Raw genomic sequence first — 14,719 nt, forward strand, 5'->3', positions numbered from 1 at the left:
GGACTTCAACGTAGTGGAGGGCCGGTCATGTCCGAGGACGATGTCCACCTGAAGAAGTTCCAGAAGGAGCTCAGCGCCGGCACCGTGTCGCTGGCCCTGCTCGCAGTGCTGGCCCGCGCCGGTGAGCCGCTGTACGGCTACCTGATCGCCAAGGAGCTGGAACGGGTGGGCGAGGGCGTGCTCAGTGGCAAGCAGAGCGCGCTGTACCCGGTGCTGCGCAACCTGGAGGGCGCCGGCCTGCTGGAGAGCCATGTGGAGCCGTCCAGCAGCGGGCCGCCGCGCCGCTACTACCGCATCAACGCGCGTGGCCGGGAGGTGCTGCAGCAATGGCGCCAGGCTTGGCGCGACACCCGTGATTCCGTCGATTCCGTGTTGGAGGGGGTACCGCAATGAACGACCTGGACCTGGCAGGCAACCGTCTGCCCAGCACCATCCCGCAGTACCTGGCGCAGCTGCGTGCGGCGCTGGACGGTGCCGATCCGGCGATGGTGCAGGACGCCCTGTACGACGCCGAGGAATACCTGCGCTCTGAACTGGCGGCGCAACCCGGCCGCAGCGAAGCCGAGGTCATCGCCGATGTCGCCGGCAGCTACGGCGCACCGGACGAGGTGGCGGAGATCTACCGCGAAACCGAGCTCACGGTGAACCGCGCGCTGCGCACGCCGCGGGCTGACACGGGCCCGGTGCTGCGTGCAGCGGCCGAGGCCAGCGGTGCTGCACCGGCGGCACAGCCCGCAGCGCCCGTGCAACGCTCGCTGCTGGCGCGTTTCTTCGGCGTAGTGACGGACCCGCACACCTACGGCGCGCTGTTCTACATGCTGTTGTCGCTGGCCACCGGCATCTTCTTCTTCACCTGGGTGGTCACCGGTCTGTCGCTGTCGCTGGGCCTGCTGATCCTGATCATCGGCGTCCCGTTGACCGTGCTGTTCTTCGGCTCGGTGCGTGGACTGGCGTTGCTGGAAGGGCGGCTGGTGGAAGCGCTGCTGGGCGAGCGCATGCCGCGCCGGCCGCAGTACACCGACCGCAGCCGCAGCTGGCTGCAGCGTATCGGCGACATGTTCACCGATGGCCGCACTTGGCTGACCCTGCTGTACTTCGTGCTGATGCTGCCGCTGGGCATCATCTACTTCACCATCGCGGTGACCCTGCTGTCGCTGTCGCTGGGCTTGATCTGGGCACCGGTGGCGGCGATCTTCAGCGGCGACATTCCCGGCATCTACATCAACGACGTGAACGTGCTGCCGATGGCAGCCTCACCGCTGGTGGCGATCGTGGTAGCAGCGGTGGGTGTGTTGCTGCTGCTGCTGACGATGCACCTGGCACGCGGCATCGGCAAGCTGCACGGCATGCTGGCCAAGAACCTGCTGGTGCGCCTGTAAGGCAGCGATTTTTTCTCTGGTGGGTGCCGACCTCGGTCGGCACTTCGCCATGGTAGGTGCCAACCTTGGTTGGCACGAACCATCAGGTGTCAGTACGCTTGAAAGAGCGCCAACCAAGGTTGGCATCTACCGAAAGCGCCAACCAAGGTTGGCATCCACCAGGGGCGTGCTACCCCGCCTTGCGGCGCAGCGGGGTGACGTTGCTCTTCTTCTTCGTGGCCTTCGCTGCCGGGGCTTCGGCATGCGCGGCGAAGAAGTCACGCACCTTCGGGTACACCACTTCGCGCCAGCGGCGGCCGCTGAAGATGCCGTAATGGCCTGCACCATCCACGATGAAGTGTTCACGGCGTTCGGCCGGTATACCGCTGCACAGTGCCTGCGCCGCTTCGGTCTGGCCGAGGCCGGCGATATCGTCCAGCTCGCCTTCGATGCTCAGCAGCGCGGTATCGCGGATTGCCGACGGGTCGACCTTTTCGCCGTTGACCACCCACTCGCCACGCGGCAGCAGGAAGTCCTGGAACACCACGGAGATGGTGTCCAGGTAGTACTTGGCCGGCATGTCCAGCACCGCGTTGTACTCGTCGTAGAAGCGACGGTGCGCGTCGGCATCTTCCAGGTCGCCCTTCACCAGGTCGGTGTAGAAATCCCAGTGCGAGCTGAAGTGGCGGCTGGGATTCATCGACAGGAAGCCGGCGTGCTGCAGGAAACCGGGATACACGCGGCGGCCGGCACCGGGATAGCTGGCCGGTACGGTGTGGATGACGTTGTTCTCGAACCACGACAACGGGTTCTGCGTGGCCAGGTTGTTGACCGCGGTCGGGCTGCAGCGCGCGTCGATCGGGCCACCCATCATCACCAGCGTGCGCGGCGTCGGTTCGCCGCGGCTGGCCATCAATGAAACCGCGGCCAGCACCGGTACGGTCGGCTGGCAGACACTCACCACGTGCAGGCGCTCCACGCCAAGATGGCGGATGAACTCCTGGATGTAGGCGATGTAGTCGTCCAGCCCGAATTCGCCTTCGCTGCCGGGCACCATGCGCGCGTCGACCCAGTCGGTCACGTACACGCGGTGGTCGCGCAGCAGCGTGCGCACGGTATCGCGCAGCAGCGTGGCGTGATGACCCGACAACGGCGCCACCACCAGCACGAACGGCTGGTTGAGCATGGTGTGCAGCTGGTCGGCTTCATTGCTGTGGCGCTTGAAGCGCAGCAGCTTGCAGAACGGCTTGCTGAGTTCCTCGTGCACCACGATCGGCACGCGCTCGCCCTCGACCTCGATTTCGTTGATGCCCCATTCGGGCTTCTCGTAATCCTTGCCGATGCGATGGAACAGCTCATTGACCGCCGCCAGACGATCAGCGCCGGGCATCTGCGACCACCAGTGCCCCTGGTTGGCGAAGAACTTGGCGTTGGCCTGGGCCTGGTGCACCCAGGGGGCGAGCAGGTTGCGGGTCAGTTCGTGCAGTTGATAGAGCATGCCGACCGAATATGTATGGTCTTATGTTGCCGCGCAGCATAGCGCATCCGACTGTCCCGGACGTTAAGCAGACGCACTGCCCGTATTCAGCGGGCCGCCTGCTCCAGTGCGGCCGCTTCATCGGCCAGTGCTGGCCCCAGCCAGAGGTGGGACCCGACTGCCTGCAGGCCTTGGCGCGTCAGCTCGCGCCGGTACCAGCGGGCCGGACGCGACTGGAAGCCGTCATGGTCGCCCTCGAATTCATCTTCGGCGGCAAAGGTCTCCAGGAAGGCCACCCCTGCGGTCAGTTCGGCCAGCCCGGCCAGGCCCGCGCGCAGTTCGCGGTTGGGCACGTAATGCATCACGTCCGAACAGATCAGCAGGTCGACCGGGGCGCAGGGCCGCAGCCAGGCGAAATCGCCGAAGCTGGCCAGGTGCAGGCTGCGGGTCCGGCCGTAGCGGCGCACAGCGTACTCGCTGCTGTCGAAACCGAGGTATTCGACCTTCGGACGCAGTTTCAGCAGCGGCGCGCGCCACGCCCCTTCGCCACAGCCGACGTCCAGCACGCTGCGGATAGGTCGTTCGAGGTAGTACTCGGCCGTCGCCACGGCGAGGGCGACCTTGCGCGCCAAGCGCGCGCTGCCGCCGATGTCGGCGTGCCGGTACCAGCGCTGGAAGTAGGCGGCGTCGTAGGTCTTGTCCATGGCGTTCGGGTGCAGTCGTGAAATCGGCGTCTATCGTACGGCGTTGCAGCACGTCATGCGTCGATGTGTCGCGGCGGTTGCACGTGCGGTGGCCTCGTCAGCGCATGCGAGAATGGCGGACATCCACGCCAGCCGCCGGAGCGAGCGCATGCAGAGCTATTACTGGGTCAAGACCTTCCACATCGTGTTCGTGGTGGCATGGATGGCCACGGTGTTCTACCTGCCGCGCATCCTGGTGAACCTGTCCGAGACCGCGGGGCAGCCGGCGGTGGTCGAGCGCCTGCAGCTGATGGGCATGCGCTTGTACCGCTTCGGCCATTCGATGTTCGGCCTGGCGTTCGTGCTCGGTCTGGTGCTGTGGCTGGGCTACAAGGTGATTCCGGATTTCCCGACCATGGTCGCCCCGGGCGGGGCGGGCTGGCTGCATGCCAAGCTGGGCCTGGTGGTGGTGCTGCTGGCGTACTTCATCTGGATCGGGCGGCTGCTGAAGGGCGTGGCCAAGGGCAGGGCGCTGCCGTCGTCGCGCGCGCTGCGCTGGATCAACGAGATTCCGCTGCTGGCCTTCATCCCGATCGTCTGGCTGGTGCTGGCCAAGCCGTTCTGAGATCTGGAGCTCTCGAACATGTCACTTTCTTGCTCGTGCAAGAAAGTAACCAAAGAACACGCCGCCAGGTCGCGAGCCGGTGCTACGCACCGGTGCCCTGTGCTTCTCGGTGAATCAGGGGACGGCGCCGAACTCGCTGCGCTCAGACATCGGCGCCTCTACGCCCCTGATTCCCCTGCGATGCTCGGCTCGCTAAAAGGCGGACCCAACGTCAAACGCCACACCTGCACCCAGTAGATCCACGCCATGCGTGGATGCTTTTCGCTCTGCTTTCCCAATCCGCCTTCAAGCGAGCCGAGCACCGGAGGTCCGGCAAGGGTGTAGAGGCGCGGATGTTTGAGCGTAGCGAGTTCCGCGCCGTCCCTTGGCGGACTGAGGAGCGCAGGGAACCGGTGTGCAGAGCACACCGGCTCGCGGCTGGCGGAGCGTTTCTTTTGGTTACTTTTCTTTTCGCGAAAAGAAAAGTAACGCCTCGAGCAGAGGCTCAGGCCGCTTCGTAAGTACCGTAGCTGCGCAGGCGCTTGTAGCGCTGGTCCAGCAGCTCTTCGGTGGACAGCGCATCCAGCGCGTCCAGCTCGTTCAGCAGCACGGCCTTCAGTCGCTTGGCCATCTGCGTCGGGTTGCGGTGGGCGCCGCCGGTCGGCTCGCGCACGACCTTGTCGACCAGGCCCAGGCCCTTCAGGCGCGGCGCGGTCAGGCCCAGCTGCTCGGCAGCATCCTTGGCCTTGCCGGCATCCTTCCACAGGATCGAAGCACAGCCTTCCGGGGTGATGGTCGAGTACACCGCGTATTCCAGCATCACGGTACGGTCGCCCACGCCCAGCGCCAGTGCGCCGCCCGAGCCGCCTTCACCGATCACGGTGCAGATGATCGGCACCTTCAGTTCGGCCATCTCGATCAGGTTGCGCGCGATCGCCTCGGACTGGCCGCGTGACTCGGCATCGATGCCCGGCCAGGCGCCGGCGGTGTCGATCAGGGTCAGCACCGGCAGGCCGAAACGCTCGGCCATCTTCATCAGGCGCAGCGCCTTGCGGTAGCCCTCGGGCTTGGGCATGCCGAAGTTGCGCTTGATCTTTTCCTTGGTGTCGCGGCCCTTCTGGTGGCCGATGACCATCACCGAGCGGCCATTGATGCGGGCCAGGCCGCCCATGATCGCCTTGTCGTCGGCGAAGGCACGGTCGCCGGCCAGTTCCTGGAACTCATCGCAGATGATGCGGATGTAGTCGGCGGTGTACGGGCGCGACGGATGGCGGGCCAGCTGCAGCACCTGCCACGAGGTCAGGTTGCGGAAGATCTGTGCGGTGCGCACGCGCAGCTTGTCCTGCAGCGCATGCACTTCGGCCTCGACATTGACCGCCGGCCCGGCACTGGCGTTGCGCAGTTCCTGGATCTTGGCTTCCAGGTCGGCGATGGGTTGCTCGAAGTCGAGGTAGTTCGGATTCATCGGAAGCCGTCGTGTAAAGAAGAGGGGAATTCTAGCCGAATGCGCAGGAACGGCCCGTACGCCTTCGTCTGGAAGCCGACGGTAGCGCAGTGGGGGCCGGCGGCGCCAGTCGGTCCGCCGGCCGCCGGTTCAGGGCAGGACCAGCGCGCTGCGGGCCATTTCGGTACTGCGGATCGTCACAAAGTCGTTGTAGGCCTGGTTGGCCGCCACCGGCAGCTTCGCGCCCAGCGTCATGGTGGCCTGGGTGAAGGCCATCTGCGCCTGGAAGTCTTCCTTGCGCAGGGCCTTCTGCTCGCTGGCCGTGGTGGCCTTCAGCCAGCGGGCATAGATGTCGCGCACCGGACCGGCATGGGCCTCGAAGGCCGGGTCCAGCGCGGGCAGCGCCGGCGCCGGTTCCAGCGTGTAGGCCGGGGCCACGTAGCCGGCGGGCTGCTCGCGCTTGTAGGCACCGGGTTCGCCCATGCTGGCCTCGATGAAGGTGATGAACTCGGGCGCGGTGAAGATCTTGGTGCTGATCCGGCCGCCGGTCGAGTCCACGTGCGCAACCACCTGCTCCTCGGGGAACGGCTCGCGCACGCCGAAGTTCCAGGTCTTGTCGATGAACAGGCCGTGGTGCTTTTCGAACGGTCCCTTGAACTCGACGCCGCCCAGCTCGATGCCCAGGCCGCTGACACCGAAGTTCTTCAGCTTGTCCTCGCCGGTCACATAGATCTCGCGCGCCGTCACGTACTCGCTGAGGCTGGGATTGATCAGGCCGCCGCGGCCGTCGGCGTAGACGATGAAGCGCACATCGCCCAGGCGGTCGGTATGCAGGTGATGCTCACCGGCAGCCAGGCTGATCGGTCGCGACGCGTGCGCGGCCACCGGCAGGTCCTTGCCATCGATGCTGATCGCCAGCGGCGCATCGGTCGGGTTGTCGATCTCGAAATCGACCTTGGAGGAACAGCCGGCCAGCGCGAGCGCGGCCATCATCGGCAACAGCAGGTTCTTCATTACGGGCAATCGTCCTTGACGTATGCAGCGGGAAAGCGGAAACGGGGTGGGGCCAGCCTCAGCTGGCCCATGGCGGGCTGTAGCGCACCTTCAGCGTGCGCACGGCCGGTTCGGCGCGCAGCGCCTCCATCAGCTTGGAATCGACGCGCACCGCGCTCTGCCCGGAAACATCGAGCATGCCGGCGATGCCGCCATCGGGGCCCTTCAGCAGCAGGTCCAGGCGCAGGGGCGTGCGGCCGGGGCGATGGCGGTCGAGCAGGGCATCGATGCGCTCCCACACCGGTCGCTGATGGCGCAGGTCCAGCCGCAGCGACAGGCGCGTGGCGTAGTTCGCACAGACCTCGTCGAAGTCCCAGCACTGGCGGATGCGCAGTGCGAAGCCGCCATTGAATTCGTCTTCGCGCAGGCCGCCCTTGACCACCAGGATGCGGTCCTTGGTCATCAGGTGGCCGAACTCGGCCATGGCATCGGAGAACGCGCTGCATTCGACGCGGCCACGGCCATCTTCCAGCTGGATGAAGATCTGGCTCTCGCCCTTGCGGCGCACGCCGACCACCTGGCCGGCAAGCACGGTCTGTACTTCCGGACGCCAGCGCTTCTCGCCGCCACCACTGTTGCTGTTGGCGCTCCAGATCTTTTCCACCGAGCCGAGGTCGGTACCGACCAGATCGCGCACGTCATCGCGCCACGGGTCGAACGGGTGGCCGCTGAGGTAGAAGCCCAGCGTGTCGCGCTCGCCGTTGAGGCGCTGCAGCAACGGCCATTCGTCGGTTTCCTGCAGCTCCAGGTGGATGGCCTGTACGCCCGGCTCGGGGCCGCCGAACAGCGAATTCTGGCCGGACGCACGCTCGCGCGCCATCTGTTCGGTGGCCTTGATCACTTCCGGCAGCTGCAGCATCAGCGAGGCACGGTTGTGGCCCAGCTCATCCAGCGCACCGCAGTTGATCATTGCTTCCAGCGTGCGCCGGTTGAGCTTGGCCGAACCGATGCGGGTGCAGAAGTCGAGCAGGTCGGTGTAGTCGCCGCCGCGAAGGCGTTCGTCCACCACCGCTTCGCAGGCACCCTGGCCGACGCCCTTGATCGCCCCCAGGCCGTACTGGATCGTGTCCGGCGTGGACGCTTCAAACATGAAGGCGGACTGGTTCACCTTCGGCGGCAGCACGGTCAGGCCGAGGTTGCGTACCTCGTCCAGGAAGCCGACCACCTTTTCGGTGTTGTCCATGTCCGAAGACAGCGTCGCGGCCATGAACTCGGCCGGATAATGGCGCTTGAGCCAGGCCGTCTGGTAACTCACCAGCGCGTAGGCGGCGGCGTGCGACTTGTTGAAGCCGTAGCCGGCGAACTTCTCCATCAGGTCGAAGATCGCATCGGCCTTGGCTTCGCCGACGCCGTCCTTGGCCGCACCTTCGCGGAAGATCTCGCGGTGCTTGGCCATTTCCGCCGGCACCTTCTTGCCCATCGCACGGCGCAGCAGGTCGGCGCCGCCCAGCGAGTAGCCGCCGACGATCTGCGCCATCTGCATCACCTGCTCCTGGTACACCATGATGCCGTAGGTGTCGCGCAGGATGCGCTCGGTGCGCGGATCGGGATACTCCACGTCTTCGCGCCCGTGCTTGCGGTCGACGAAGGAGGGAATCAGGTCCATCGGGCCAGGTCGGTACAGCGACACCAGCGCGATCAGGTCTTCGAAACGGTCGGGCTTGGCGTCCTTCAGCAGGCGGCGCATGCCCGAGGATTCGAACTGGAACACCGCGCCGGTATTGCCCGAGGCGAAGATGTCCTTGTAGGTGGGCGCATCGTCCAGCGGCAGCTGGGTGATGTCCACCGGCGGAATGCCGGCGCGCTCGTGGCGCTTGTTGATCGCCTTCACCGCCCAGTCGATGATCGTCAGCGTGCGCAGGCCGAGGAAGTCGAACTTCACCAGGCCGACTTCTTCAACGTCGTTCTTGTCGAACTGGGTGACCGGATTCTTGCCGCGGCCGTCTTCATCGTGTTCGGCGAACAGCGGGCAGAACTCGCTCAACGGCTCGGGCGCGATCACCACGCCACCGGCGTGCTTGCCGGCGTTGCGGGTCAGGTCTTCCAGCTGCCGCGCCAGGTCGATCAGGTCGCGGACGTCGTCTTCGCTCTGGTAGCGCTGGATCAGCTCGGGCGAAGCCATCTCGCTGTCCTTGCCCTCACCCATCGCATCCTTCAGCGAGATGCCGAGGATGTTCGGGATCAGCTTGGCGACGCCGTCGACCAGGCCGTAGGGGAAGCCGAGCACGCGGCCGGAATCGCGCACCACCGCCTTGGCTGCCATGGTGCCGTAGGTGATGATCTGGCTGACCCGCTCGCGGCCATACTTGCGCGCAACGTAGTCGATGACTTCGTCGCGGCGGTCCATGCAGAAGTCGATGTCGAAGTCGGGCATCGACACGCGTTCGGGGTTGAGGAAGCGCTCGAACAGCAGGTTGTACGGCAGCGGGTCCAGATCGGTGATCTGCAGCGCCCATGCCACCAGCGAACCCGCACCCGAACCACGGCCCGGGCCGATCGGAATGCCCTGCGCCTTGCCCCACTGGATGAAGTCGGCCACGATCAGGAAGTAGCCGGGGAAGCCCATCTTGATGATGGTGTCCAGCTCGAACTCGAGGCGGTCGCTGTAATCCTGCGCGGTCATGCCGGGCGCGATGGGATTCTTTTCCAGGCGTGCGGCCAGGCCCTTGCGCGACTCGCTGCGGATCCAGCTGTCCAGCGTCTCCTCGTCGGGCACCGGATAGTCGGGCAGGAAGTAGGTGCCCAGGCGCATCTCGATGTTGCAGCGCTCGGCCAGCGCCAGCGTGTTGTCGATCGCATCGGGGATGTCGGCGAACAGCGCGCACATCTCTTCGGCCGACTTCAGGTACTGCTGGTCGCTGTACTCGCGCGGGCGCTTGGGGTCATCCAGCACGCGGCCGGTGGAGATGCACACGCGGGCTTCGTGCGCGCTGAAATCGGACGGTGACAGGAAGCGTACGTCGTTGCTGGCGATCACCGGCAGGCCACGCTGGCCGGCGGCCATCAGCGCGAACTGGTTGAAGCTCTCTTCGCCATCGCGGCCGGTGCGGGTCAGCTCCAGGTGCAGGCCGTCGCCGAACACGCGCTGCCAGTCGGCCAGCTGCTGCTCGGCCAGATCGTGCTTGCCATCCAGGGCCAGGCGCCCGGCCAGACTCTCACGGCCGGCCAGGGCGAACAGGTTGGCGTTGCCGGCCTTCAGCCAGTCCGGATGCACCGCCACGCCGCCCTCGGGGCGATGGCCTTCCATCCATGCCCGGGTCAGCAGACGCGACAGGCTCAGGTAGCCCTCGCGGTCGCGGCACAGCAGGGTCATCCGCCACGGGTCCTGGCCTTCTTCGGCGATCATCACGTCGGCGCCGGCGATGGGCTTGATGCCCACGCCTTCGGCGGCCTTGTAGAACTTGACCAGGGCGAACAGGTTGTTGAGGTCGGTCACCGCCAGCGCAGGCAGGCCGAGTTCGACCGAGCGCGACAGCAGGTTGGCCTGCTTGGCCTTCTTCGGGTCAGCCTGGTCCGGCTTGGCCGGCACGCGGATGGTGGAGTCCGCCAGCGAGAACTCGGTGTGGACGTGGAGATGTACGAAGCGGGAGTTGGACATGCCGGACCAGGTTGGAGCGCGCAGGCCCCGGGTGCAGACGCGGGAATCGTCGCCGGGGTCGGGAAGCGCTGGAGTGCCCGGTCAGGGTAGCGAGGGCAGGGGGTTGCGACAAGGACTTGACGGTGCGCGATATCGCCATTGCCGCCGGGCATGGCACGGCGCTACCGGGGGCGTTCATGTTGCCGTGGTAGCGCAGGGCCATGCCCGGCGAACGTTCAGGCGATCGCGATGGCGGCCGCCCCAGCCGGCGGCGCCTCCAGGCACTCGCGCACCGGGGCGAAGCTGCGCCGGTGCTCCGCGCACGGGCCGTGTTCACGCAGGGCGGCCAGATGCGCCGGGGTGCCGTAGCCCTTGTGCTGGTCGAAGCCGTACTGCGGGTGGCGTGCGTGCAGGTCCAGCATGTAGCGGTCGCGTGAGACCTTGGCCAGGATCGAGGCCGCCATGATCGCGCGGTCGATGCCATCGCCGCCGACCAGCGCCTGCGCCGGCAGCACCAGCCCCTTGGGCACCACGTTGCCGTCGATGCGGGCGAAGCCGGCCACGTGGGCCACCGCCGCGACCACATCGCGCATGCCCTGCAGGGTGGCCTGATAGATGTTCAGGCGGTCGATGGCTTCCACGTCCACCAGCACCACGTGCCAGGCCAGGGCGCGGTCGAGGATGCGGTCATGCAGCTGCTCGCGGCGGGCCGCGGTCAGCTGCTTGGAATCATCCAGGCCGTTCAGTCGTGGCCGCTGCGGGTCGAACACCACCGCTGCCACCGCGACGGGGCCGGCCAGCGGTCCGCGTCCGGCTTCGTCGACACCGGCGATGCGGTGGCCGGGGTCGATCACCGCGGCACCATCGAACAAGGCCAGGCTGGCGGCTGCGGCGTGGCGGCGGCTCATGCCTTTTCCTGGCCGCGCACCAGCAGCTCGCCAACCGCATCGGCTGCGCGCGCCGATGCATTGCGGCGCAGTCGTTCATGCAGGCGCGCGTAGGTGCCCTGCAGGTCGGCGATCCGCTGCGGATGGTCGAACCACTGCTGGATGGCGGCGGCCAGTTTTTCCGGCGTGCAGTCGTGCTGCATCAGCTCTGGCGCCAGGTCCTGGCCGGCCAGGATGTTGGGCAGGGCGAAGCGGTCGACCTTGATCAACCCCAGCGCCTTCACCAGGCGGTACGTCAGTTCGTTGACCCGGTAGCCGACCACCATCGGACGCTTCACCAGCATCGCCTCCAGGGTGGCGGTACCGGAGGCCAGCACCACCACGTCGGCGGCGATCATCGCGTTGCGTGCCTGGCCGTCCAGTACATGCGAATAGGCCACCGGCAGCGCCGAGCGTGACAGCTGCTCTTCGATCAGGCGCCGGCAGGCCGCATTGGCCGCCGGCACCACCACGTGCAGGCCGGGAATGCGCTCGGATACCTGCCAGGCGGCCTCGAAGAAGGCTTCGCCGAGCTTGGATATCTCGCCCAGGCGGCTGCCGGGAAGCACGGCCAGCACCTTGGCCGAGGCGGGCAGGCCGAGCTCGATCCGGGCCGCTTCCCGGTCGACGTGCAGCGGGATGTCATCGGCCATCGGATGGCCGACGAAGCGCGCGTCGATGCCGTGCTTGGCGTAGATCGGCGGTTCCATCGGGAACAGGCACAGCACCAGGTCGGCGCTGCTGCCGATCTTCTCGGCACGCTTCTCGCGCCATGCCCACACCGAGGGGCTGACGTAGTGCACGGTGCGCACGCCACGCTGTTTCAGCCAGCGTTCGATGCCCAGATTGAAGTCCGGAGCGTCGATGCCGATGAACACATCCGGTTGCCACTCCAGCGCACGCTGGCGGAAGGCCGAACGCAGCTTGAGCAGCCGCGGCAGATGGCGCAGGACTTCGGTCAGGCCCATCACCGCCAGTTCGCTGGCATCGTGCCAGGTCTGGCAGCCGGCGCTGCGCATGGCATCGCCGCCGATGCCGGCGAATTCGGCATGCGGGAAGCGGGCCTTCAGTTCGCGCACCAGGCCTGCGCCGAGCAGGTCGCCGGAGGCTTCGCCGGCGACCAGGGCGATCCGCAACGGGCGCTCGCTGAGCACCCGGTGTGCAGGCACGCTGCCGGCCATCGAGGCCAGCGAAATCACCTCGGCGCCGGCCGGCGCCTGGCCGGTCGCGCTGCTCATCGCAGCAGGTGCCTCTCGGTGTGCTCGATGAAGTCCAGCATCGACTTGACGTCGTCACTGTCGCGCGCCTGCTCGGCCAGCTGTGCCTTGGCTTCGGCCAGCGGCAGGCCCGCCACGTACAGCGTGCGGTAGGCACGCTTGATGGCGGTGATGCGTTCGGGATCGAAGCCGCGACGCTTCAGGCCCTCGCTGTTGATGCCGCGCGGGCGGCCCAGCGAGTCGGTGCCGACCATGGTGAACGGCGGGACGTCGCCATTGGTCAGCGCGCCCATGCCGAGGAAGGCATGTGCACCGATGCGGCAGAACTGGTGCGCACCGGCGAAGCCGCTGATGATCACGTAGTCACCCACGGTCACGTGCCCGGCCAGGGTGGTGTTGTTGGAGAACACGCAGAAGTTGCCGACGTGGCAATCGTGGGCCACGTGCGTGTAGGCCAGCATCCAGTTGTCATCGCCGATGGTGGTGATGCCACCGCCGCCGCCAGTGCCACGGTTGAGGGTGACGAACTCGCGGAACACGTTGCGGTCGCCGATCACCAGTTCGGTGCGTTCACCGCCGTACTTCTTGTCCTGCGGTTCGCCGCCGACCGCGACATGGCCGATGAAACGGTTGTCGCGGCCGATCCGGGTCGGGCCATGGATGCTGCAGTGCGGACCGACCTCGGTGCCGGCACCGATCTCGACGTCCGGCCCGATGATCGTGAACGCGCCCACGCGGACATCGTCGGCCAGGCGCGCCGACGGATCGATCACGGCAGTGGGGTGGATCAGGGGGGCGTTGTCGCTCATCTCGGACCTCCAGCCAGGGTCATTCGCGGGTGCCGGCGCACAGCACCTCGGCGCAGGCGACGACTTCGCCGTCGACCTTGGCCACGCAGTCGTACACGGCCATGTTGCGGATCACGCGCTTGATCTCCACGTGCATCTCAAGCACGTCACCGGGCACCACCTGCTTGGTGAAGCGGGCCTTGTCGACCTTGACCATGTAGAACAGCTTGGACTGCGCATCGCGGCCCAGCGTCAACTGGGTCAGCACGCCGCCGGCCTGGGCCATGGCTTCGATGATCAGCACGCCGGGCATGATCGGCTGGCCCGGGAAGTGGCCCTGGAAGAACGGCTCGTTGATGCTGACGTTCTTGGTCGCGACGATCGTGCGCTTCTCGTAGTCGATCGACACCACCTTGTCCACCAGCAGGAACGGGTAGCGGTGCGGAAGCAGCGTCTGGATCTGCGCCATGTCCGGCAGGGTCTGGGTGTGGCTCATTCTTTCTCCTTGCTCACAGACAGGATGCGACGGGCCAGGGCATCGAGCTGCTTGAAGCGCGCGGCATTCTTGCGCCACGTGCGGTTGTCGGTCAGGGGCGTGCCGGAGGAATACTCGCCCGGCTCGGTGATGGAGTTGCGGACCACCGATTTGCCGGTGATCACGACCTTGTCGCAGATTTCAAGATGACCGACGACGCCAACGGCGCCGCCGAGCAGGCAGTAACGGCCGATCTTGGCGCTGCCGGCAATGCCGGTGCAGCCGGCGATGGCCGAGTGGGCGCCGATCTGCACGTTGTGTGCGATCTGTACCAGGTTGTCCAGGCGGACGTCCTCGGCCAGCACGGTGTCTTCCAGCGCGCCACGGTCGACACAGGTGTTGGCGCCGATCTCGCAGTCGTCGCCGATGCGCACGCCGCCAAGCTGCGGCACCTTGATCCATTTGCCAGCGTCCATGGCCAGGCCGAAGCCATCGGCGCCCAGCACGGCGCCGGGATGGATGCGCACGCGCTTGCCCAGCTTGACGCGGGTGACCAGGGTGACGCGGGCGATCAGTTCACAGCCGCTGTCGAGGGTGCAGTCTTCGCCGATGATGCTGCCGGCGCCGATGATGCAGTTCTCGCCGATGACGCTGCGTGCGCCGATGGTGACGAACGGACCGACGTGGGCGCTGGCGGCGACCTGCGCCTGCGGATCGATCACTGCGCTGGGATGGATGCCCGGTGGGCGGGTCGGGGCGATGTCGAACAGCGCGCCGATCTTGGCGAAGGTGGTGTAAGGGTCCTTGGCAACCAGCGCGGTGCCGGGAGCCGCGTCGGCATCCTCGGCGCGCAGCACCACGATGCCGGCCTGGCTGTCGGCCAGCTGGGCGCGGTAGCGCGGATTGGCAAGGAAGGTCAGCTGGCCGGCACCGGCATGGGCGAGGGTGGCCACGCCATGGATGGCGGTGCCTGGGTCGCCATGGACCTGCAGGCCGAACTGATCGGCGAGTTGCTGGGCGGTGTAGGTAGGAGTATTCACGGCGGGAGTTTAACGTGTGACGCCATTGCGGTCATGCGGGAGCAAAAGCCGGCGCCTGGCTGATCCGTGGGGCGATG

The 14,719-nt window shown here is 66.8% G+C and carries 13 protein-coding genes; 3 read left to right on the forward strand and 10 right to left on the reverse strand.

Annotated features, from left to right (window positions below):
- The first annotated feature begins 27 nt into the window (after positions 1-27).
- Both J2X70_RS10315 and J2X70_RS10320 read left to right on the forward strand, forming a co-directional pair.
- Positions 28-393 carry a PadR family transcriptional regulator gene (locus tag J2X70_RS10315; RefSeq protein ID WP_032975774.1) on the forward strand — a complete coding sequence of 122 codons (366 nt, stop codon included), beginning with the start codon at positions 28-30 and terminating at the stop codon, positions 391-393.
- A complete protein-coding gene (locus tag J2X70_RS10320; RefSeq protein WP_033830707.1) occupies positions 390-1,379 on the forward strand; it encodes a sensor domain-containing protein in 990 nt (329 codons plus the stop codon). The genes J2X70_RS10315 and J2X70_RS10320 overlap by 4 nt, the downstream gene beginning before the upstream one ends.
- 169 nt (positions 1,380-1,548) lie before the next feature.
- Here the strand turns inward: J2X70_RS10320 and phaZ are convergent, their stop codons facing one another.
- Positions 1,549-2,856 (reverse strand): polyhydroxyalkanoate depolymerase, encoded by a 1,308-nt coding sequence (gene phaZ, locus J2X70_RS10325; RefSeq protein ID WP_025877691.1) that lies wholly within the window; start codon positions 2,854-2,856, stop codon positions 1,549-1,551.
- Positions 2,857-2,942: 86 nt separating this feature from the next.
- Positions 2,943-3,539 (reverse strand): class I SAM-dependent methyltransferase, encoded by a 597-nt coding sequence (locus tag J2X70_RS10330; protein WP_309910243.1) that lies wholly within the window; start codon positions 3,537-3,539, stop codon positions 2,943-2,945.
- 148 nt (positions 3,540-3,687) lie between these two features.
- On the opposite strand from J2X70_RS10330, the gene J2X70_RS10335 reads away from it, so the two are divergent.
- Positions 3,688-4,143: a CopD family protein gene (locus tag J2X70_RS10335; RefSeq protein ID WP_025877688.1), complete on the forward strand. Its 456-nt coding sequence runs from the start codon at positions 3,688-3,690 to the stop codon at positions 4,141-4,143.
- A gap of 484 nt (positions 4,144-4,627) precedes the next feature.
- Here J2X70_RS10335 and J2X70_RS10340 read toward each other — a convergent pair whose 3' ends face one another.
- The 8 genes from J2X70_RS10340 to lpxD all read right to left on the reverse strand — a co-directional run bounded on the left by J2X70_RS10340 (position 4,628) and on the right by lpxD (position 14,642).
- Positions 4,628-5,587 carry an acetyl-CoA carboxylase carboxyltransferase subunit alpha gene (locus J2X70_RS10340; protein ID WP_025877686.1) on the reverse strand — a complete coding sequence of 320 codons (960 nt, stop codon included), beginning with the start codon at positions 5,585-5,587 and terminating at the stop codon, positions 4,628-4,630.
- A gap of 129 nt (positions 5,588-5,716) precedes the next feature.
- On the reverse strand, positions 5,717-6,580 hold the full coding sequence (locus J2X70_RS10345) for a hypothetical protein (RefSeq protein ID WP_309910246.1): 864 nt from the start codon (positions 6,578-6,580) through the stop codon (positions 5,717-5,719).
- Between the two features lie 58 nt (positions 6,581-6,638).
- Positions 6,639-10,217, reverse strand: a complete 3,579-nt coding sequence (dnaE, locus tag J2X70_RS10350) for a DNA polymerase III subunit alpha (protein WP_032975780.1) — start codon at positions 10,215-10,217, stop codon at positions 6,639-6,641.
- Between the two features lie 215 nt (positions 10,218-10,432).
- The gene (locus tag J2X70_RS10355) at positions 10,433-11,104 is read right to left on the reverse strand and encodes a ribonuclease HII (RefSeq protein WP_032975781.1); all 672 of its coding nucleotides are present in this window, start codon (positions 11,102-11,104) and stop codon (positions 10,433-10,435) included.
- Positions 11,101-12,303: a lipid-A-disaccharide synthase gene (gene lpxB, locus J2X70_RS10360; RefSeq protein WP_223482669.1), complete on the reverse strand. Its 1,203-nt coding sequence runs from the start codon at positions 12,301-12,303 to the stop codon at positions 11,101-11,103. Before lpxB ends, J2X70_RS10355 begins: the two co-directional genes overlap by 4 nt.
- A gap of 53 nt (positions 12,304-12,356) precedes the next feature.
- Positions 12,357-13,148 (reverse strand): acyl-ACP--UDP-N-acetylglucosamine O-acyltransferase, encoded by a 792-nt coding sequence (gene lpxA, locus J2X70_RS10365; RefSeq protein ID WP_025877677.1) that lies wholly within the window; start codon positions 13,146-13,148, stop codon positions 12,357-12,359.
- Between the two features lie 19 nt (positions 13,149-13,167).
- Entirely contained in the window at positions 13,168-13,623 is a 456-nt protein-coding gene (gene fabZ / locus J2X70_RS10370; RefSeq protein WP_025877675.1) for a 3-hydroxyacyl-ACP dehydratase FabZ, read from the reverse strand.
- Positions 13,620-14,642, reverse strand: coding sequence for a UDP-3-O-(3-hydroxymyristoyl)glucosamine N-acyltransferase (gene lpxD / locus J2X70_RS10375; protein ID WP_025877673.1), 1,023 nt, complete (start codon positions 14,640-14,642; stop codon positions 13,620-13,622). The genes fabZ and lpxD overlap by 4 nt, the downstream gene beginning before the upstream one ends.
- Positions 14,643-14,719: the final 77 nt, after the last annotated feature.

The organism is Stenotrophomonas sp. 1337 (genome assembly GCF_031455455.1).
GTDB classification, from domain to species: Bacteria; Pseudomonadota; Gammaproteobacteria; order Xanthomonadales; family Xanthomonadaceae; genus Stenotrophomonas; species Stenotrophomonas indicatrix.

What these genes read in the sequence shown, in the direction of transcription:
- J2X70_RS10320 (WP_033830707.1), top strand. Translation starts at nt 390, where the DNA reads ATGAACGACCTGGACCTGGCAGGCAACCGTCTGCCCAGCACCATCCCG.
- J2X70_RS10315 (WP_032975774.1), top strand. Translation starts at nt 28, where the DNA reads ATGTCCGAGGACGATGTCCACCTGAAGAAGTTCCAGAAGGAGCTCAGC.
- J2X70_RS10345 (WP_309910246.1), bottom strand. Translation starts at nt 6,580, where the DNA reads ATGAAGAACCTGCTGTTGCCGATGATGGCCGCGCTCGCGCTGGCCGGC.
- J2X70_RS10330 (WP_309910243.1), bottom strand. Translation starts at nt 3,539, where the DNA reads ATGGACAAGACCTACGACGCCGCCTACTTCCAGCGCTGGTACCGGCAC.
- lpxB (WP_223482669.1), bottom strand. Translation starts at nt 12,303, where the DNA reads ATGGCCGGCAGCGTGCCTGCACACCGGGTGCTCAGCGAGCGCCCGTTG.
- J2X70_RS10355 (WP_032975781.1), bottom strand. Translation starts at nt 11,104, where the DNA reads ATGAGCCGCCGCCACGCCGCAGCCGCCAGCCTGGCCTTGTTCGATGGT.
- lpxA (WP_025877677.1), bottom strand. Translation starts at nt 13,148, where the DNA reads ATGAGCGACAACGCCCCCCTGATCCACCCCACTGCCGTGATCGATCCG.
- dnaE (WP_032975780.1), bottom strand. Translation starts at nt 10,217, where the DNA reads ATGTCCAACTCCCGCTTCGTACATCTCCACGTCCACACCGAGTTCTCG.
- J2X70_RS10335 (WP_025877688.1), top strand. Translation starts at nt 3,688, where the DNA reads ATGCAGAGCTATTACTGGGTCAAGACCTTCCACATCGTGTTCGTGGTG.
- phaZ (WP_025877691.1), bottom strand. Translation starts at nt 2,856, where the DNA reads ATGCTCTATCAACTGCACGAACTGACCCGCAACCTGCTCGCCCCCTGG.
- fabZ (WP_025877675.1), bottom strand. Translation starts at nt 13,623, where the DNA reads ATGAGCCACACCCAGACCCTGCCGGACATGGCGCAGATCCAGACGCTG.
- J2X70_RS10340 (WP_025877686.1), bottom strand. Translation starts at nt 5,587, where the DNA reads ATGAATCCGAACTACCTCGACTTCGAGCAACCCATCGCCGACCTGGAA.